The sequence below is a fragment of the Kitasatospora sp. NPDC056783 genome (assembly GCF_042789895.1).
In the GTDB taxonomy this organism is placed as follows: Bacteria; Actinomycetota; Actinomycetes; order Streptomycetales; family Streptomycetaceae; genus Kitasatospora.
In genome coordinates, this window is record NZ_JBHUAF010000152.1 from 1 (window position 1) to 18,604 (window position 18,604).

An 18,604-nucleotide genomic window follows, 5' to 3' on the forward strand; every position below is an offset into this window, starting at 1 on the left:
GACCCCCTCGATGGCGTAGATCCGGCGCAGCACGTCCTGCAACTGCTCGGTGGTCGCGGTCCTGACCTTCACCAGCACGGAGGCGCTGCCCGCGATGACGTGCGCCTCCAGGATCTCGGGGATCGCCGCGAAGTCCGGCGCCGAATCCCCCATCCAGGACGTCGAGTCGACCATCACGTAGGCCAGGACGGCGCCGCCCACGGCGGCCGGGTCCACCTCCACGGAGGTGCGCCGGATGACACCGCGCTCGCGCAGCTTGCGCACGCGCTCGTGGGCGGCGCCGGCGGACAGGCCGACGGCCTGGCCGAGCGCGGCGTAGGGCTGGGTGGCGTCCTGCTGGAGCTGTACCAGCAGCGCGCGATCTGTGTGATCCACAACTCTCCGTTCGAAATCGACTGGCCAAGGCAGTATGTCATCTTGCAGCATGCTGCACAGGCCGAACAGAATTCGGCAGGTGATGGTCTTCGTGAGGAGTGGACTCCATGAGTGACGGGCGCCCGGGGCTGTACGAGATGTTCGACGACCGGTTCCGCACCGGACGGTGCATGAACGGCGACAGCGCGCTGGAGGTCCTGTTCACCGGCTGCCGCTGGGCCGAGGGCCCGGTCTACGTGCCCGCCTGGCGCCAGCTGGTGTGGAGCGACATCCCCAACGACCGGATGCTGCGGTGGGACGAGGAGACCGGCGCGGTCGGCGTCTTCCGCCGCTCCGCCGGGCACACCAACGGCAACACCCTCGACCGCGAGGGCCGGCTCGTCACCTGCGAACAGGGGAACCGCCGGGTCACCCGGACCGAACACGACGGCACCCTCACCGTGCTGGCCGACCGGTGGCAGGGCAAGCGCCTCAACAGCCCGAACGACGCGACCGTGAAGTCCGACGGCTCGGTCTGGTTCTCCGACCCGGACTTCGGCATCACCAGCGACTACGAGGGCCACCGCGCGGACAGCGAGATCGGCGCCGGCAACGTCTACCGGATCGACCCGGCCACGGGCGAGGTGCGGCTGGTCGCGGACGGCTTCGGCGCGCCGAACGGCCTGGTCTTCTCCCCCGACGAGCGGCAGCTGTTCGTCTCCGACACCCGAACGGGCTTCATCCGGGTCTTCGACGTGCGCGACGACGGCACCCTGTCCGAGGGCAGGGTCTTCGCCGAGGCCGGGGCCCGCGACAGGGCCCGCTTCGACAACCTCCGCTTCGACGACGACGGCCGGCTCTGGGCCGCCGCGATGGCCGACGGCGTGCACTGCTACGACCCCGACGGCACCCTGATCGGCCGCCTCGACGTCCCCGAGACGGTCTCCAACATCTCCTGGGGCGGCGCCAAGCGCAACCGCCTCTTCATCACCGCGGAGACCAGCCTGTACTCGGTGGTCATGGGTGTCACCGGCACCCACCCGACGGGGCCGGGGCACCGGCCCTGGCGGTGGCCGGCGCCCCGGCCGGCCGGACGGCTGTCGGCTAGATGTGCTGACCAGTGAGGTCGGGGACGCCGCTCTCGTACGTGACCCAGCTCGTGCGCTCGGCGACGGTGTTGTACAGGGCCTGGGCCTGGCGGTTGTCCTCCGCGGTGACCCACTGCACGAAGGACCGTCCCTCACCGGCGGCGAGTGCCCGCAGCCGCTCGATGAGCGCCCGGCCGGCGCCCCGGCCGCGGGCCGCGGGATCGGTGAACAGGTCGTCGAGGAAGATGCCCGTCGTCCCGGTGTACGGCGAGGGGACGGGCCGGTGGTGGGCGAACCCGACGATGGCGCCGTCGGCCTCCGCGACGAGGGCGTCGCACTCGTGCGCGGGATTCATCAGCCAGGCCCAGACGCGGGAGACCACCTCCTCCGACTCCTCCAGCCGGTAGAACTCGCGGTACTGGCGGAACAGCACGCGCCAGCGGGCTTCGTCGGCCTCGGCGAGGGGGCGGACGGTCAGGGCGTTCGAGGTCATGTGGTGTTCTTTCCTTCTTCGTACGCGGGCGGGATGTGCGGGCGGGCACGCTACCGGCGGTTGATGCCGGTCCGTCAGCGGCCCGGCTCCTCGGCGGAGGCGCGGATGGCGGACAGGGACCGCTTCTGCCGCCCCTCCCCGTCGAAGTTGTCCGGCGAGAGCCAGTCCCGCAGCGCCTTGCCGACGCGCGGCCACTCGGCGTCGATGACGGAGTACCAGGCGGTGTCACGGTTGCGGCCCTTGTAGACCACCGCCTGGCGGAAGATCCCCTCGAAGGTGAAACCCAGCCGCAGGGCCGCCGCGCGCGAGGGCTCGTTGAGGCTGTCGCACTTCCACTCGTAGCGGCGGTAGCCGAGCTCCTCGAAGACGTAGGACATCAACAGGAACTGGGCCTCGGTGGACACCGGGGTCCGCTTCAGCAGCGGCGAGAAGGTCACGCTGCCGACCTCGACGACGCCGTTGGCCGGGTCCTGGCGCATCAGGGCGAGGGTACCCACGGCCTTGCCGGTGCTCAGGTCCACGACGGCGTAGTGCAGCGGGTCGTCCGCCCGCACGGCCTCCGTCGCGTAGGCGCGGTAGTCGGCCGGGGAGTCGAAGGGGCCGGACGTCAGGTAGGTCCAGTCCGCGCCGTCCTCCGCGAGGGCGTAGGCGGCGTACAGGTCGTCGGCGTGGCGGTCCGCGTCCAGGGGCTCGACCCGGCAGAGGCGGCCCTCCAGGGTCACCCGGGCGGGCGCGGGGCGCGCCGTCCAGTGGGGCAGGGGGTGGCCGATGGGCCGGCCGTGTTCGTTGAGGTGTGCGGGCATGCGCTTCTCCTGGTGTGTGCCGGTCCTGCCAGACTAGGAGTCTCGTGGCTCCCCGATAAGGTCCACGGCCCGGTCATTCCATGGGGCCACGATGGGTGCGCGCCCGCGGTGCGCGGCGAGATCACGGCGGGCGGCCCGTGGTGAAGCTGGCCGCCTCATGCCCGGCCAGGCCGCGGTGAAGGTCGCCACGGTCCGGCGTCCTTCGCTTCGCCGGACCGTGGTGCTGCGCGGGTCAGATGAGATCGAAGTCGAACGCGCCCGTTGCTGCGGCAGCAATGAAGGAACTGTGGGCCGCAACGCTGAAGGCCAGCGCGGGACCTACAGGGTCCTTCGAGTCACGTACGTATCGAATGTCTTCGCTTGCGGCAAGCTCGACGCAATCGCCGTTGCCGCCGCTGTGAGGACTCTTCCTCCACCTGACCGTCAGGGCTGTGGAGTTGGGGACGAATGTCACCTCGGCCTGCCTTTCTGTGCAGTGATGAACTTGAGCGACTGATCGAGCGGCCATGCCTTGGCGGCATCGCGGTCGCCGACGGCGAGGTCGTACCAGATGATCATCATGGCGACGCAGCGGGCCAGGCCGACGATGATCAGGCTGGTGCGGCACTCCGGTAGGTAGGCCGAGCACGATCGGCGGGAAGTGCCGCCGGCATCGGCCTTCGCCGGCTCGTCGGTCAGCCCTCGAATCAGGGAGAGGGTTGGTCTCGCCTGGACCACCAGGTGCGAGTTCGCGAATCTGATGAACTGACGGATTCGCCTTGCCCACGTTTGCGCGGCTGTCACGGCCGGGTGGTATGCAGGAAGCGCGGGGACCTTGGCGTCGACATCGCCAAGGTCCCCCGCCTCCTCAGTGATCACCCGCTATGCGATCGGGAACTCTCCGGCGTTGACGGCAGCGATGAAGCTCGTCCACGCCACGGGTGAGACGCGGAGCACAGCGCCGAGGCCCTTCTCCTTGGAGTCCCGGATCGCGACGGTCGAGCTGTCGTCCGAGAGGCCCTGCTCGACGCAGTTGTCGTTCGGCGCGTTGCTGTAGCTGGACTTGTGCCAGCCGCCGGCTCCCTGGGCCGGAGTGTTACTGGTGGTGCGATCGCGCATTGCCGTCCTTCCTCACGGACACCCAACTCGCCTGTTACGAGATGGAGTCCAGCAAGTATGACCGGGCGTCATGCAGGCTCGTGGCGTTGGCCTGGAGCTGATGGAAGACGGCTTCGTGCTTGGCAATCAGTGGGAGATTGTCACCGAAGCTGCTCGGGCCCTCGTGGTAGACGACCGAGTGGTCTGCGGCTTTGGAAAAGATGTAGTGCGTGAACGGCCCGGAGACACCGGGATGGTAACCGACGTCGTCCTTCATCACCTGGATCGTGATGTTGGGGCGCTGGGAGAGCGCGTGCAGGTGCTCGATCTGCTTGCGCATCACGCCGCTTCCGCCGATCTTCTTGCGGAAGGCTCCCTCGCCGATGATCGCCCAGATCGTAGGCGGTTCGTCGTCCTCAAGGATCAGCGCCCGCTTCTGCCTGCTCTGAACTTGCTCGTCGAGGGAGAGGCTGGCCGGCCAAGGATGTTCGCCAGTGCTCTTCGCCAGGTCCTCGTGCTGCTGGAACAAGGCTCGGATGTAGTCGGGCACCTGGAAGAGGCCGGGGAAGATCTCTGGCTCCCAGATACGCATCTCTCCGGCCCCTGACACCGCGATCAGGTTCTCGACTGCGACAATGCTCGCGTACGCGCCACCCAACGGCTGATCGTACTCCGACCACCAACCCCGCTGAAACGCCTTCCGAGCCAGCCGCTCCATGTGACCGGCGGTCTCCGCCGGAACCTTGAAGTGCGAGCAGAGCATGTGAACCTGCGGCACAGTGCCCTTGTTCTCTGCAGTCTCCAGCCGCGCGACGGCGTGTACGGAGACATCCAGAATCTGCGCGACATCCTCCCGGCTCGCGTCGTGCTGCTCCCGAACCTGCCGGAACATCTGACCGAGAAGCGAGCCGAGGAACGTTGGGCCGGAGCCATCGACTGGTGCGGCCACCCGGGTGCGTGACCTTTTTGCTGGTGCCATGACGCCACCCCTATCTGCGCTTCTGACTGTCAGTCAAGTTAGCTGCTCACCCCATGGGAACGCCAGTTCCCATTTTCCGCGAATTCGCGATTCTGGCGTAGTTGCATTTCTGGACAGTCTGCGGGAACGTATGTCGCGCACTCACCGAGGGTTGCCATGCCAACACGCCTGGTGATCGTCTTCATGCTTTGGGGGTCCACCCATGCCTGAATCCCTGCGTCCCGGCCGACCAAACGCTCTGCAAGCCGCACGCCAGCCCCTCCGGCTGGTCCTGCACACTGCCCCCACCATGGAGGACGCTGCCAACACAAGGCGCAGCCTCCTCGGCGGCATCCGACGCTGGGGATTGCCCATGCTCAGTGATCCGCGGATCGGCGACATCGAGCTCCTGGCCGCCGAGCTCATCAACAACGCCGTCATCCACACCGGGAAGCCGGTGCAGGTCACCGCAAGCTGGACCGGCACCGTGATCCGCTTGGAAGTCACCGACTCCAGCACCGAAGAGCCGGTGACCCGTGACCAGTTCGGCGAGGAACTGACCAACGGCCAGGGGATGGTCCTGGTCAACGCTTTGTCCGACTCATGGGGAGTGGAGGTGGACCACGAGAGCCGGACGAAGGTCGTGTGGTTCGAGTGCGCCCTCGAGCCCACCCCGTCCATCGAGTCGTCGCACCTCGGGCAGGGCACACACCCGCCGTGCCCGCCCCGGGTTCACGCCAAGCCGTCCCAGGACCTCCCTCTTTCCATCCGCCCACCTCTCACCGAGGACCGCACCATGAGCGCCGGAACGCGCGCCACACCACTGCTCAAAACCACCACCGCGACCCGCCGGCCGGACATCGCAGCCTCCTTCGACGCCCTGACGCAGGCATGCGAGGCCACCGGCAACGGCACCTGGCGAGCCCAGCTGGTCAGCGACAGCCCCAACCACCTGTGGTCGCTCAGCCTGCGTTCACGCCCGCGCGCACTCGCCATCGTCCACCCGAACGCGGACGAGGCCTTGGCCCTGATCAAGGGCGCACAGCTCCTGCGGGAGCACCAAGTTGCCGCCACCGCCCCGTACTTCACCGACATCCGCGCAGCCGCCGACGGTCAGGCCGTCAGTTTCTGGCACCAGTGCGGCTCACCGACCACCGACACGTCCCTGTCCGCGTGGGTGACCGCCCTCACCCACCGCATCGACCCGGCGACGGCGCCCTGGCTCCAGGAGCACGACCCGTTCGCAGGTCTGCTCGACGGCATGGACCACGCCCCGCTGGACGAGCCCGCCCGCCGCTTCCTGCGCGAGCGCGCGGCGCAGCTGCGCGAGGAGTGGGACTACCTCGACTGGCCGACGCCGGACGCCGTCGTCCTCGGCGCCCTCGGCATGGTCCCCGTCCACGATGACGGCCTCCACGTCGGGCTCCTGCTGCGCCGCCCGCCGCAGCGCGGCCACCTCGAGTGGGACCTGGTCGCCGCCCGCTGGCGCGGCGAAATGCTCACCGGCCCCCGCGAGGACCACCGGACCTACGCCGCCACCTACCTCTCCTACGAGCGGGAGCACCAGGCCCCCGGCCACCCCTACATCGGCGCTTGGTCCGGCTACCAGGTCGTACGCGACCTCGTCGTCCTCGCCACGGTGATGGACACGGTCCGCCGCGCCCGCCTCGACCAGCGCGCCCGCCGGCTGGCCGCCCACCAGATCGCCTGCCTGCGCGGCGCCCACCCGGCCCCGTGGGACTGGGGACCGCGATGACGCCTCCGCACACTGCCGCCGATCCCGAGGCCGCCCCGGTGCGGAAGGTGTCGCCGTGCTCCGTGGCCTACGGGGCCAGCGCCAGTTCGACGGCATGTTCGACGTGCAGGCGGGTGGTGTCGAAGAGCGGCACCCGGGTGTCGGCCGGGCCGATCAGCAGCGGGATCTCGGTGCACCCGAGGATCACGCCCTCGGCTCCCCGTTCGGCGAGGGCCTCGACGACCCGCTTGAACTCCTGCCGCGAGGAGTCCTGGATCCGTCCCCGGGTCAGTTCGTCGTAGATGACGTCGTGGACGAGGGCACGGTCGGGCGTGTGCGGGACGAGGACTTCGATCCCGAATTCCGCCATCCGGGCCCGGTAGAACTCGCCCTCCATCGTGAACCGCGTGCCCAGCAGGCCGACGGTGCGCATGCCGGCCGCGCGGATCCGCTTCGCCGTCGCGTCCATGATGTCCACGAACGGGATCCGGATGGCGGCGGCGATGTCGTCGGCCACGCGGTGCATCGTGTTGGTACACAACACGACCATGTCCGCCCCGGCCCGCTCCAGGCTCACCGCGGCCTCGGAGAGTCTCTCGGCCGCACCCCGCCAGTCGTCGGCCCGCTGCATCGCCTCGATCTCGGCGAAGTCCACGGTGACCATGACGCTCGGTGCGCAGTGGTGCCCGCCCAGCCGCTCACGGGTGAGGCCGTTGAGCAGCCGGTAGTACTCCGCCGAGGACTCCCAGCTCATGCCGCCGATCAACCCGATGCTCCGCACGTTTCCTCCTGATCTCCGAGGCTCCAGAGTGCCTCGCGACCGGAGCCGGCGGTAGCCCCGTCTTTCTTGCCCGGCCCCCAAGAGATGCTTGGGGGCCAACTTTGGTGTCGACCGGCTTCTTTCGCGTCATCGTCGGATTCGACGAAGCGATCTCACACGCGGACAACCACGGCCGTGGTGAAGTCGGACGCAACGGTGGCACCCGGCCTGGTGAGGTCGGGTGCCACCGTTCGTTCACCATGACGCGCGGGGGGGGTAGTGCGAAACACCCCCGCACAGCAGGCCGTTCGGTCAGGCCCGGTCGGCCTTCCACTCGCGGGCGAGCGTCGCGTAGACGTACTCGCTGCCCCAGCGCTCGCCGTCGAGGTCGTTCTCGACGAGGTGCGCCTCCCGGCGCATGCCGAGGCGCTCGCAGATCCGCGCCGATCCGGTGTTGAGCGCGTCGAGGCGGGCGAAGAGCCGGTGGGCGCCCAGTTCGGCGAAGGCCAGCTCGGCGATCGCGCGCGCCGCCTCGGTCGCGTAACCCCGGCCGGCGTAGGCCGGGTTGAAGATCCAGCCGATCTCGACCTGGCGCGACCGCGCGCTCGCAAGCTTCAGGACGACCTCGCCGACGACCTGCTCCTTCCCGGCGCCCCTCGCCTCGCCACCCCTCGCCTCGCCGACCGGGCAGACGGCGAGGCAGAGGTCGTCGCCGTCCTCGGCCCACACGGTGCCGGCCGCGCGCCTGGTCAGGCTCCGCGCACACTGGTCACGGGTGAGCGGCGGCCGGTACAGGTAGCGGGCGACTTCGTCGAGGCCCTGGTACGCGTGCAGGTCGTCGAGGTCGTCCGGCGTGAACGGGCGCAGCAGGAGCCGTTCGGTGCTGACGGGCAGCGGGAGCGTGGTCATGGATCGGGTGTTCCTCCCCGGAACTGGTCGTCGGCCCGGCACTGTCAGTCGAGGCAGAACTCGTTGCCCTCGACGTCCTGCATCCCCAGGCACGACTCGTTGACGCCGTCGGCGCGCAGCAGGTACAGCCGCACCCCGCCGAGCGCGACCAGCCGCGCGCACTCGGCCTCCAGTACGGCCACCCGCTCCTCGCCGACGAGGCCGGTGCCGGCCCGTACGTCGAGGTGCACCCGGTTCTTGGCGGCCTTGCCTTCGGGGACGCGCTGGAAGTACAGCCGCGGGCCCACACCGGCGGGGTCGGCGCAGGCCGCCCATGCCGGACTCTCGTAGTCGGCGGGCCGTTCCCGGTCGAAGTCCTCCCAGGTGGCGTACCCCTCCGGCAGCTGCGGACCGGTGTATCCCAGCACCTCGGACCAGAAACGGGCGACGCGCTGCGGTTCCGCGCAGTCGAAGGTGACTTGGACCTGCTTGATCGACATCGGGCCATCATAGGGACGGGGTCACCGCGCCGCACGCGCATATTCCGCCTCGGGCCGGGCGGCCCCGCGGTCAACTCCCGGTAACGCAGCGGGCCACCGCGGTCGGCATCCGGGCCGCGGGATTCGCCGGCGGCGCCGTGCTCGGCGTCATCCACGGCATCAAGGCCACGGCGGAGCACGGCTCCGGGTGGACCCCCTGGCGTGCCGCGTCGTCGGACTCTCCGTGGGCGGGCGCGGCTTTCCCGCGATCGATCCGGCCGCCGGAGCCATGTCCCCGGGCGCGGGCCTGCGGGGTGCCCGACGGATAGGCAAGTCGGGACTTGCCTGAGGAGTCGAGGACCTCAGAGGCCGGCGGACACGCGCCCGGACTCGCCCCCGAATCCGCGCAGCAGGGTGTCAACGATCCGGGTGGCCAGGGCGTCGACGTCCGCGTCGGCGGTGCCGCCCTGGGCCACCTCGTGGATGAGCGCGTAGTAGCAGCGCCGCGCCCACTCGACGTCGGCGTCGGGCCGCAGCAGTCCGGTGTCCCGGGGGCGGCGGAAGAGCCGGTCGCACTCGTCCACCGCATTGGCGTGCACCCGGGCGATCTCCGGGTCCTCGGAACCGGCCGCGCGGGTCATGGCGAATCCCCAGCCGATCTTGACCCGCAGCACGTCCACGGTGACCCGGTGGAGGCCCTCGCGGAGGAGTTCGGCCCCCAGGGCGTCCGCGTCAACACGGTGTCACCCGGGCCGGTGCGCACGGCCATGTGGGAATCGCCCGACGGCTACGGCGCCAAACTCGCCGCCTCGCTCGGGCTGACCCGCGAGCAGCTGGTGGCCGGACTGTCCTCGGCGGTGGGCATGGTCACGGGACGCCTGGTGGAGCCGGCCGAGGTCGCCGCCCTGATCGCCTACCTCGCCTCGCCGCTCGCGGCGAGCACCACCGGGACCGACCACCTCATCGACGGCGGGGCGGTCAAGACGGCGTGACGGCAGGCGCGTCGCCGCCTCGGAGAGCCTCAAGCGGTATCAGCCGGTGTCGGCCGGTGTCGGCCGACACCCTCCGGCCCGCGATGACACGGCCCAGTGCGCGCGCTCGTACGACCTCGCACGGCCCCGGGCGCCGCCCCGGGCGGTGGCCGCACAAATCCACATGACAGCCGCGACCGGCTCCGCGATCATGGGCCGGTGGCCATGGAAATGGAACCGGACGTCCTCGAACTGAAGATCCTCCGCCCCCCACCCGACGGGCCCGGCCTGGAGGTCCGCCCGATCGTCAACGGCCGGGACCTCCTGGCCGGCATACCGTCCAGGTCCGAGGACGTGAACATCCGGTACGTGGCGTCGAGCATCCGGTACCTGTTGGCCCGGGGCGGCCCGTTGCGTGCCACGGCGATCCCCCACGAGGTCCGGCTCGCCTTCTCCGGGTGCGGCGCCGAGATCTGCTGCGGCGCCCTGTACGTGACGGTCGGGCGTGACGGCGACCAGGTCGTCTGGGCGGGCTGGCGCGACGCGGTCGATCCGAACCTCGATCTGCCGGAGCTCCGCTTCGCCGCGGACCAGTACGACACCGAGGTCCTGCGGGCCGAGGAGGACCGCGGCTGGGAGTGGCCGGCGGCGGTGGTCGCGACGCTGCTCGAAGCGGGGCTGAGGGAGCGCGGGGACTGGCTCGCCAGGTGGGAGTGCGAGTTGGAGGCCGTCGGGACCTGGCGAAACCAACCCGATCGGATCGAGATCACGCTGATGCATCCCCCCGGCCGGGAGGGGACGTATCTGCCCCACGCCCAGTTCCTGATACCCCTCCCGATCTCCGCGGACGACCCGTCGGAGCAGGCCGAACTCCTCCTGGCGCAGCTGACCGCGGGCGATCCCCGGGCCACCGCCGAGCTCTGCGGGGGTTACCAGCCCGAACGGCTGGGCTACCCCTGGCCGTAGCCGGTCGGCCCGGCCCGGCCGCCGCCCATCTCCCCACCCCCGCGCAGGAGTTCGTTCAGAACCGGAGGACACGCGATCAACGGTGGTCTAGGCTGAACGGCCAGGATCCGGCAGGGGGACGATCCTTGGGGGCCTTGGGGAGCCGACCGCGCGATCCCCTCCGTCCTCCGCCGCGACCCACGCCGGTGCTCAGGAACGGGACGAGGACGGGAAGAGGACGGGATCCGGGCGATGAACTTACGGTTCGGCGTGAATCTGACGAAGCTCGAAGACCGGGCCTCCTGGAGGGAGAAGTCCCGGCGCGCCGAGGACCTCGGCTACGACGTGATCACCGTGCCCGACCACATCGGCATGCCCTCGCCCTTCCTGGCGTGCGCCATGGCCGCCGAGGCGACCAGCAGCGTCCGGGTCGGCACGTTCGTGAGCAACACCTCGTTCTACAGCCCGGCCCTGTTCGCCAGGGACGTCGTCACCGCCGCCCGGCTCACCGGCGGACGGCTGGAGGTCGGGCTCGGTGCGGGGTGGAAGAAGCCCGAGTTCGACCAGGCGGGGATTCCGTTCGAGGCGTCGGGCAGGCGCGTGGACCGGCTCGTCGCGACCCTGGAGGAGGTGACCCGCGTCGCCGGTTCCGACCGGCCGCCCCTGATGATCGGCGGCAACGGCGACCGGGTGCTGCGGCTGGCCGCCCGGCACGCCGACATCGTGTCCTTCGCCGGCACCGGGTTCGACCCGCGGGGCCGGGGCATGCGTTATCTGACGGATCATCAGATGGACGAACGGGTGGCGCTGGTCGAGGCGGAACTGCGCGCGGCGGGCCGGGAGGCGGTGCGCCGGAACATCATCGTCCTGCGCACCCAGGTGACCGGTGACCGCCGGGCCGCGCTGGAGGACTACTCCCGCTTCCTGCGCGGCACGCTCAGTCCGGAGCAGGTCGGCGCGCTGCCCGCCGTGCTGATCGGGAGCGCGGAACAGATCGCCGAGCAACTGCTCGCCCGTCGGGAGCGGTTCGGCTTCGACTACGTCGTCGTGCAGGAGGCGGCGCTCGACGCGTTCGCCGAGGTGATCGCGCTGTTCGGCTGACCTGGGCCGGGCGGGCCCGGCGGGGCGGACGGGGCGAAGCGGGCCGGGCCCGGCGCCCGTCCGACTACCCCCCGTCGCCGCCGGCGGCCGCGAGGTCCGACGGCGCGTCGGGCGGCACCAGGCCGAGCGCCGCGCTGACCCGGCCGGCCGGCGCTCCGGCGCCCTCGGCGCCGCGGGCGAGCAGCACGCGGGCCAGTTCCCCGGCGTCGACGCCCTCCAGGGCCGTGCGCAGGCGTGCGGCCAGCCGCTCGACCTCGCGTTCCAGCACCTGCCGCGCGCCGTCCGTCGGCAGCGGGGGCAGCGTCTCGCCGTCCACCTGCCGCATCAGGTCCTCGGTGATCGCGGTGACGACATCGGTGAGCGGAAGCGGGTTGACGGCCAGCGTCAGATGGACGCTGGGACCGCCGGGCAGCGCGACGCCCGCGTGGAACCAGCCCGCCGGCAGCCACAGCACGTCCAGCGGCCGCAGGACCACCTCTTCCAGCGGGGCGGCTGCCGAGGGACGCACCTGCCAGCGCTTGGCGCCCGTGAGCTGGACGAGGAACGCGCCGTAGGGGTCGGTGTGTTCGGCGAAGCCCTGGGCGGAGTCCGGCGTCAGGTAGGCGTTGACGAAGATCCGGGCGCCCAGCTCGCGCGCGAGCGAGCGGGCGAGTGCGCCCGCCGGCGGGTGGAACCGCTGGAGGCCCTGGAGGACCAGGGTCGATCCCCGGCCCAGCTGCCGGGCGATCCCGTCGGGGTCGGCGAGCTGCCCGATGGCCGGGGCCGTGCCGGAGCCGGACTCCAGCGTGTAGTGGCGGGGGTTGACCGGTTTCCCGTCCCGCGCCATCCGGAACGCCGGCATCCGCAAGCCGCGATCGGCCACGAGTTCGTCCACGTCCCGCGCGGACAGCACCTGGCGCACCGCCTCGTGTGCCGTCGCCGTCATCGCACGGTCCGGCCAGCCGTCGGAGAACTCGTCGACACGGAAGCCCAGTTCACGAAGCCTCACACCGTCTCCCATCCGTTCGTCACCACCCGGCCCGCGATCCGTCAGGCATCGTAGGCGACCGCGCGGCGCCGGGACACACCCCGTTCCGGACCGATGCGCGGACCCGGCGGGAGGCGCCGCCGCACCCTCCCGCCACCTGTTCCGATGCCGCACGGCCCGGATACGGTCTGACGGGCTGCCACGACACGGGAGGATCTGTGATGGGCGAAGCGGTTTCGAGGAACGTCGACCTCTCCTGGGGACGTCCGGAGGTGCGGCCTCAGGACGACCTCTTCCGTCACGTCAACGGCCGCTGGCTGGACGAGTCCGTCATTCCCGAGGACCGTGCCGTCGCCGGATCGCTCGTCGACCTGCGCGACACCGCCGAGCTGCGCCTGCGGGAGACCGTGGAGCGGGCCGCCGCCGGGAACGCCCCGCAGGACAGCGACGAGCGGCGCATCGGCGACCTGTACGCCGCCTTCCTCGACGAACGGCTGGTCGAGGAACTCGGCGCGGCACCCCTGCGGCCGGGCCTCGACCTGATCGCCGCCGCCGACTCCGGCCCGGCTCTCACCGGTGTCCTGGGGCAGTTGCAGCGCCGTGGGGTGCCCGGCCTCTTCACCGCCTACGTGGACACCGACGCGCGCCGGCCCGACCGCTGCCTCGTCCACCTCCACCAGGCCGGGCTCGGGCTGCCGGACGAGTCGTACTACCGGGAGGAGTCCTCGGCCCCCGTCCGCGCCGCCTACCGCGCGCACATCGAGACGATGCTCAAGCTCACCGGTGCCACCGATCCGGCCGGCGCCGCCGCACACATCGTCGCGCTGGAGGCACGGATCGCCTCGGCGCACCGGGACCGGGTGAGCGCCCGCGACGCGGTGCGCTCCTACACCCTCCTCGACCGGTCCGGCCTGGACGCCCTGGCCGCGGCCTTCGACTGGGAGGCCTGGCGGGAAGGAACCGGGGCGCCCGCTTCGGCGCTCGCCGAAGTCGTGGTCCGGCAGCCGGAGTTCCTCGAGGAACTCGCCACGCTCTGGGAGCGGACCTCCGTCGAGTGCCGGCGGGCGTGGCTGTCCTGGCAGCTGGTCCGCACCACCGCGCCGCTGCTGAGCAGCGTCTTCGCCGACGAGCACTTCGCCTTCTACGGGACGGCCCTGACCGGCGTTCCCGAGCAGCGCGAGCGGTGGCGGCGCGGGTTGGACCTGGTCGAGTCCGCACTCGGATTCGCGCTGGGCCGCCGCTACGTCGCCGAGCACTTCCCACCGCGCTCCAGGGAGCTGGTGCTCGGGCTCATCGGCAACCTCGTGGCCGCGCACCGGCACAACATCGGGGCCCTGCCCTGGATGGGGCCGGAGACCAGGGACCGCGCCCTGGAGAAGCTGGACGCCTTCACCTCGATGATCGGATACCCCGACCACTGGCGTGACTACAGCGCCCTGACGGTGCGCCGCGACGACCCGGTCGGCAACGCGCAGCGCGCCGCGGCCTTCGAGTTCGACCGGGAACTGACCAGGCTCGGCGGCCCGGTGGACCGCGGCGAGTGGTTCATGACCCCGCAGACGGTCAACGCGTACTACAGCGCCGGGAGGAACCAGATCGTCTTCCCGGCCGCGATCCTCCAGCCCCCGTTCTTCGACCCCGAGGCCGACGCCGCGGTGAACTACGGGGCCATCGGAGCCGTCATCGGCCACGAGATAGGCCACGGCTTCGACGACCAGGGCTCGAAGTACGACGGCACCGGCGCCCTCCGGGAGTGGTGGACCGAGGCCGACCGCGCCGCCTTCGACGAGCGGACCGCCGCGCTGATCGCACAGTTCGACGCGCTGGAGCCGGAGCAGGCGCCCGGGCAACACGTCAACGGCGCGCTGACGGTCGGCGAGAACATCGGCGACATCGGTGGCCTGACCATGGCCTACCGCGCCTACCTCCGGTCACTCGACGGCACCGAGCCACCGGTCGTCGACGGCCTCACCGGCGCCCAGCGGTTCTTCCTCAGCTGGGCGCGCGTCTGGCAGTTCAAGACCCGTGACACCGAGGCCCGGCGCAGGCTGGTGGTCGACCCGCACTCCCCGGCCGAGTTCCGCTGCAACGCCGCCGTGCGCAACCTCGCGGAGTTCCACGAGGCCTTCGGCGTCCGCGAGGGCGACGGGATGTGGTGGGACCCGGCCGACCGGGTGCGCATCTGGTAGCCGGGGCACCCGCCCCCGCGATCCGCCCGCCGCGACGCCCGCCCAACCGCCGCGACACCGGGACGCGGGACGCCGGGACGCCCCGGTGTCCCCGACCGTCCGAGCACGCCACCTCCCCGCCCGCCCCACACACGTCTGGAGACCCCGCTGCGATGACCACGGCAACCTTCGAAGACCTGCGCGAGCTGATGGCGACCATGGTGGGCGACGAGAAGCACCGGGAGGCGGCGACCTCCACCGTCGACGTCCTGTGGGTCCTGTACGACCGCGTGCTGCGCGTCACCCCCGAGATGGCCGAGGACCGCGACCGGTTCTTCCTCTCCAAGGGCCACGGCCCCATGGCCTACTACGCGGTGCTGGCCGCGAAGGGCTTCGTCGACCCCGCCGAGCTGCGCCGGTTCGGCACCTTCCGCTCCTCGCTCGGCATGCACCCGGACCGGTCCCTCGTGCCCGGCGTCGAAATATCCAGCGGCTCGCTCGGACACGGGCTGCCGCTGGCCGTGGGGACGGCGCTGGGACTGCGCGCCCGCGGCATCCCGTCCGACGTGTGGGTCCTCGTCGGCGACGGCGAGCTGGACGAGGGCTCCAACCACGAGGCGATCGCCTACGCGGGCCGCGTCGGCCTGGAGCGGCTGCACGTGGTCGTGGTCGACAACCACTCCGCGAGCCACGGCTGGCCGGGCGGCATGGAGAAGCGCTTCGAGGTCGAGGGCTGGTCGGCGGTGCGGGCGGACGGCCGGGACCACGACGCGCTGGAGGCCGCCTTCCGCACCCCGCACCCCGGTGCGCCACGGCTCGTGGTGGCCGACACCGGGCAGCGGTGACAGCCGGCCGCGGCGGGCCGCAGCCGTCGCCGTCGCCCAACCGAGCGGAGCCGCCCCCGGCGGCCCCGGCCCCGCCGACCCCACCTCGGTCGGCCACCCCGTCGTGAACCCAGGGAGGACCCCCATGGCCGGAATCATGCGCGAGCGCTTCGTCGAGGTGTCCACGCGGCTGCTGGACACCCACGAGCGGTTGGCGGTGCTGACCGCCGACCTCACGTCAGCCCTCTTCGACGGCGCCCGCGAGCGCCACCCGGACCGGGTGCTGAACTTCGGCATCCGCGAACAGCTCCTGATCAGCGCCGCCGGCGGCCTCGCGCTCGCCGGGATGCGGCCGATCGCGCACAGTTTCGCGCCGTTCCTCGTCGAGCGGCCCTTCGAGCAGATCAAGCTGGACCTCAACCACCAGGGGGTCGGGGCGGTGCTGGTCAGCGCCGGCGCCTCCTACGACATCGCGAACGGCGGACGCACCCACCAGTCGCCCGGTGACGTCGCGCTGCTGTCGACGCTGCCCGACTGGACGATCGACGTCCCCGGCCACGCCGACGAGGCCGAGGCGCAGCTGCGGGAGGCCGCCGACGGCGACGGGCTGGTCTACCTGCGGCTGTCGAACCAGTCCAACGCGCACGCCCACGGCATCGTCGACGGTCGCCTGCACCGCGGCTTCCGCGCGTTGCGGCACGGCACGAGGGCCGTCGTCGTCGCGGTCGGCCCGCTGGCCGACGCGGTGCTGGCCGCGACCGAGGGACTGGACGTCACCGTGCTGTACGCCCCCACCGTCCGGCCCTTCGACGCCGTCGCGCTGCGGGCGGCCGTCACGGAGCAGCGGGAGCCGGCCGTCGTCCTGGTCGAACCGTACCTGGCCGGCACCTCGCTCCCGGAGGTCGCGCACGCGCTGGGCGACCGGTCCCACCGGGTGCTCGGACTGGGCGTCGGCCGTGACGAGTTGCGCAACTACGGCTCGCCCCGCCAGCACGCCATCGCCCACGGTCTGGACGGCGCCGGACTGCGCCGGGCCGTCATCGGGTTCCTCGGCGAGAAGTAGCTCCCCGCTTCCGGGGGCTTGTCACGGGCCCGGCGGGACCCGGAGGCTCGGGGCCGGGCACCCGCCGCGGCCCCGAGCAGGGGCGCTCCGCCCCTCGATCGTCCCGGTCGGTACCGGCCAGTTCCGGCCAGTTCCGGTCGGTCCCGGTCAGTCCTGGGCGTTGCGCAGCGCGGGGGTGAGCACCGGCAGCAGGGACAGGACGATCAGGGCGAAGACCGCCCACAGGGCGGCACGGGTGCCGGCCCACTGGGCGAGCGCGCCGCCGAGCAGGCCGCCCAGCGGCATGGCGCCCCAGGTCAGCACGCGCATCGAGGCGTTCATCCGGCCGAGCAGCTCGGGCGGGCAGACGCCTTGGCGGTAGCTCAGCTGGGCGACGTTGCGCAGGGAGATGCCGACGGCGAAGACGAACGAGCCCACCGGGAAGAGCAGGATGAGCCAGCCGTGGCCGGTGAAGGGCAGCAGCAGGACGAACGGCACGATGGCCACGCTCGGCACCCAGATGGTGCGGGCGGTCCCGAGCCTGCGGATCACCGGCCGCGCGGCCATGCTGCCCAGGAATCCGCCGATGCCGTCCCCGACCAGCAACAGGCCGTAGAGCCCCGGACTCATCCCCAGGTCCCGGACGAGCAGGATCGGCTGGACGGCCAGCAGCGCGGTGGTCGCCAGGCACAGCAGCACGCCGCTGGAGACGAGCATGCGCAGCATCGGGTGGCTCAGGACGTAGCGCAGTCCCACGGCGATCTGCCGGCGCAGCGAACCGTGCGCCGTCGTCTCCGGCTGCGGCTCGGAACGCCGGATCGCACCGATGGAGGCGGCGGAGACGAGGAAGCTGACCGCGTCCACCAGGAGGGCACCGACCGGTCCGGCCGCCTGGACCAGCCAGCCGCAGACCGCCGGGCCGCTGAACTCGGCGCCCCGGTTGGCCGTCTGCAGGACCGCGTTGCCCTCCGTCAGCCGGTCGCGTCCGACCAGGAACGGCAGGTAGGACAGGTGGGCGACGTCGAAGAACACCGTGGCCGTGCCGGCCAGCACCGCCACCGCGTACAGCTGGGCCAGCGTGAGGACGCCGAGCGCGTGGGCCAGCGGTATCGAGGCCAGCAGGGCGAACCGCAGCAGGTCGGCCGCGACGAGTATCGGCCGGCGCCGCATCCGGTCCACCCACGCCCCGGCCGGCAGGCCGGCCACGGCGACCGGGACCGTGGAGGCCGCCGTGAGCAGGCCCATCTGGAAGGCCGAGGCGTGAAAGGTGCTCAGGGCCACCAGCGGGATCGCCAGCACGGTGACCTGGCTGCCGAACTGGCTCACGGTGTCGCCGGTGAGCAGCAGCCGGAAGCCCCGGTGGGAGCGCAGCAGCGATCGGGCCGGCGCGGCGGCCGTCGCGGGAGGCTTGGACGAGGTGGTCATGACAGGCAGGTCTCCCCACGGATCGAGCCGTCGTGCGGGTTCGGCGGGTGCGGCGGGAATGGCGGGTACAGCGGGTGCGGCGGGTGCGGCGGGTGCGGCGGGCGCGCGGAGAAACCGCCCGACAGACCGTCGAGGCCCTTTCGCGCCCCGAGCGTAGAGCATGTGCCGCGGGCTCCCGACGGTTTCCGCACCACCAGGCGTCACGTCCGAGGCGGCCCGGGGAGTCTCCTGGGACGTGACGCCGCACGACCCGGGAGACCGGATCAAGCCACCGGGACGCAGGGTTGACCGTCGACGGGGATCGGCCTTAGGTTTTTGATGACTGCCCGTCAATTTGCTTGCGAAGGCGGGCAATCGATCACTCCGACGAGACGAGGAGATCATTGTGAGCATCGACACCCTGATCACGCCCACCGAGGAAGAGCTGCGCGCTGCGGCGATCGACGAGCTCGACGAGTTCGACGGCGACGCTCCGATGCTCATCGGGAACATCGACTTCGCCTGACAGCCGAGCACGTCCACGACG

Annotated in this window: 21 protein-coding genes; 8 read left to right on the forward strand and 13 right to left on the reverse strand. The window is 71.6% G+C overall.

What is annotated here, in order from left to right:
* Nucleotides 1-375: Lrp/AsnC family transcriptional regulator (locus tag ACFRMQ_RS21750; RefSeq protein WP_380732176.1), on the reverse strand; the 375-nt coding region annotated here is incomplete at its 3' end.
* Between the two features lie 107 nt (nt 376-482).
* On the opposite strand from ACFRMQ_RS21750, the gene ACFRMQ_RS21755 reads away from it, so the two are divergent.
* Nucleotides 483-1,478, forward strand: a complete 996-nt coding sequence (locus ACFRMQ_RS21755; protein WP_380732177.1) for an SMP-30/gluconolactonase/LRE family protein — start codon at nt 483-485, stop codon at nt 1,476-1,478.
* Here the strand turns inward: ACFRMQ_RS21755 and ACFRMQ_RS21760 are convergent.
* The 6 genes from ACFRMQ_RS21760 to ACFRMQ_RS21785 all read right to left on the reverse strand — a co-directional run bounded on the left by ACFRMQ_RS21760 (nt 1,459) and on the right by ACFRMQ_RS21785 (nt 4,764).
* Nucleotides 1,459-1,935 (reverse strand): GNAT family N-acetyltransferase, encoded by a 477-nt coding sequence (locus tag ACFRMQ_RS21760; RefSeq protein ID WP_380732178.1) that lies wholly within the window; start codon nt 1,933-1,935, stop codon nt 1,459-1,461. The genes ACFRMQ_RS21755 and ACFRMQ_RS21760 overlap by 20 nt on opposite strands.
* Nucleotides 1,936-2,009: 74 nt before the next feature.
* Nucleotides 2,010-2,738, reverse strand: a complete 729-nt coding sequence (locus ACFRMQ_RS21765; RefSeq protein ID WP_380732179.1) for a GNAT family N-acetyltransferase — start codon at nt 2,736-2,738, stop codon at nt 2,010-2,012.
* Nucleotides 2,739-2,970: 232 nt separating this feature from the next.
* Nucleotides 2,971-3,246, reverse strand: coding sequence for a DUF397 domain-containing protein (locus ACFRMQ_RS21770; RefSeq protein WP_380732180.1), 276 nt, complete (start codon nt 3,244-3,246; stop codon nt 2,971-2,973).
* Nucleotides 3,189-3,596: a hypothetical protein gene (locus ACFRMQ_RS21775; protein WP_380732181.1), complete on the reverse strand. Its 408-nt coding sequence runs from the start codon at nt 3,594-3,596 to the stop codon at nt 3,189-3,191. Before ACFRMQ_RS21775 ends, ACFRMQ_RS21770 begins: the two co-directional genes overlap by 58 nt.
* Nucleotides 3,597-3,599: 3 nt before the next feature.
* Nucleotides 3,600-3,836, reverse strand: a complete 237-nt coding sequence (locus ACFRMQ_RS21780; protein WP_380732183.1) for a DUF397 domain-containing protein — start codon at nt 3,834-3,836, stop codon at nt 3,600-3,602.
* 34 nt (nt 3,837-3,870) lie between these two features.
* A complete protein-coding gene (locus tag ACFRMQ_RS21785) occupies nt 3,871-4,764 on the reverse strand; it encodes a Scr1 family TA system antitoxin-like transcriptional regulator (RefSeq protein WP_380732185.1) in 894 nt (297 codons plus the stop codon).
* Between the two features lie 319 nt (nt 4,765-5,083).
* Here ACFRMQ_RS21785 and ACFRMQ_RS21790 point away from each other — a divergent pair, with 319 nt between their 5' ends.
* Nucleotides 5,084-6,529 (forward strand): ATP-binding protein, encoded by a 1,446-nt coding sequence (locus tag ACFRMQ_RS21790; RefSeq protein WP_380732186.1) that lies wholly within the window; start codon nt 5,084-5,086, stop codon nt 6,527-6,529.
* 67 nt (nt 6,530-6,596) lie between these two features.
* Here the strand turns inward: ACFRMQ_RS21790 and ACFRMQ_RS21795 are convergent, their stop codons facing one another.
* The 4 genes from ACFRMQ_RS21795 to ACFRMQ_RS21810 form a co-directional block, all read right to left on the reverse strand.
* On the reverse strand, nt 6,597-7,289 hold the full coding sequence (locus ACFRMQ_RS21795; RefSeq protein WP_380732187.1) for an aspartate/glutamate racemase family protein: 693 nt from the start codon (nt 7,287-7,289) through the stop codon (nt 6,597-6,599).
* A gap of 291 nt (nt 7,290-7,580) precedes the next feature.
* Nucleotides 7,581-8,177, reverse strand: a complete 597-nt coding sequence (locus ACFRMQ_RS21800; protein WP_380732188.1) for a GNAT family N-acetyltransferase — start codon at nt 8,175-8,177, stop codon at nt 7,581-7,583.
* A 44-nt stretch (nt 8,178-8,221) separates the two neighbouring features.
* Nucleotides 8,222-8,656, reverse strand: a complete 435-nt coding sequence (locus tag ACFRMQ_RS21805; RefSeq protein WP_380732189.1) for a VOC family protein — start codon at nt 8,654-8,656, stop codon at nt 8,222-8,224.
* 341 nt (nt 8,657-8,997) lie between these two features.
* Entirely contained in the window at nt 8,998-9,315 is a 318-nt protein-coding gene (locus ACFRMQ_RS21810; protein ID WP_380732190.1) for a hypothetical protein, read from the reverse strand.
* Between the two features lie 9 nt (nt 9,316-9,324).
* On the opposite strand from ACFRMQ_RS21810, the gene ACFRMQ_RS21815 reads away from it, so the two are divergent.
* The 3 genes from ACFRMQ_RS21815 (at nt 9,325) to ACFRMQ_RS21825 (ending at nt 11,652) form a co-directional block, all read left to right on the forward strand.
* Nucleotides 9,325-9,627, forward strand: coding sequence for an SDR family oxidoreductase (locus ACFRMQ_RS21815; RefSeq protein WP_380732191.1), 303 nt, complete (start codon nt 9,325-9,327; stop codon nt 9,625-9,627).
* A gap of 204 nt (nt 9,628-9,831) precedes the next feature.
* Nucleotides 9,832-10,572, forward strand: coding sequence for a hypothetical protein (locus tag ACFRMQ_RS21820; protein ID WP_380732199.1), 741 nt, complete (start codon nt 9,832-9,834; stop codon nt 10,570-10,572).
* 249 nt (nt 10,573-10,821) lie between these two features.
* Nucleotides 10,822-11,652, forward strand: a complete 831-nt coding sequence (locus tag ACFRMQ_RS21825) for a TIGR03621 family F420-dependent LLM class oxidoreductase (protein WP_380732192.1) — start codon at nt 10,822-10,824, stop codon at nt 11,650-11,652.
* A gap of 64 nt (nt 11,653-11,716) precedes the next feature.
* Here the strand turns inward: ACFRMQ_RS21825 and ACFRMQ_RS21830 are convergent, their stop codons facing one another.
* Nucleotides 11,717-12,640 carry a JmjC domain-containing protein gene (locus tag ACFRMQ_RS21830; RefSeq protein ID WP_380732193.1) on the reverse strand — a complete coding sequence of 308 codons (924 nt, stop codon included), beginning with the start codon at nt 12,638-12,640 and terminating at the stop codon, nt 11,717-11,719.
* A 200-nt stretch (nt 12,641-12,840) separates the two neighbouring features.
* Here ACFRMQ_RS21830 and ACFRMQ_RS21835 point away from each other — a divergent pair, with 200 nt between their 5' ends.
* From ACFRMQ_RS21835 to ACFRMQ_RS21845, 3 genes are all read left to right on the forward strand, one after another.
* Nucleotides 12,841-14,808, forward strand: coding sequence for a M13 family metallopeptidase (locus tag ACFRMQ_RS21835; protein WP_380732194.1), 1,968 nt, complete (start codon nt 12,841-12,843; stop codon nt 14,806-14,808).
* A 152-nt stretch (nt 14,809-14,960) separates the two neighbouring features.
* Nucleotides 14,961-15,632 carry a thiamine pyrophosphate-dependent enzyme gene (locus ACFRMQ_RS21840; protein WP_380732195.1) on the forward strand — a complete coding sequence of 224 codons (672 nt, stop codon included), beginning with the start codon at nt 14,961-14,963 and terminating at the stop codon, nt 15,630-15,632.
* A 124-nt stretch (nt 15,633-15,756) separates the two neighbouring features.
* On the forward strand, nt 15,757-16,674 hold the full coding sequence (locus tag ACFRMQ_RS21845; RefSeq protein WP_380732196.1) for a transketolase family protein: 918 nt from the start codon (nt 15,757-15,759) through the stop codon (nt 16,672-16,674).
* A gap of 147 nt (nt 16,675-16,821) precedes the next feature.
* Here ACFRMQ_RS21845 and ACFRMQ_RS21850 read toward each other — a convergent pair whose 3' ends face one another.
* Nucleotides 16,822-18,078 (reverse strand): MFS transporter, encoded by a 1,257-nt coding sequence (locus ACFRMQ_RS21850; protein ID WP_380732198.1) that lies wholly within the window; start codon nt 18,076-18,078, stop codon nt 16,822-16,824.
* Nucleotides 18,079-18,604 lie beyond the last annotated feature (526 nt).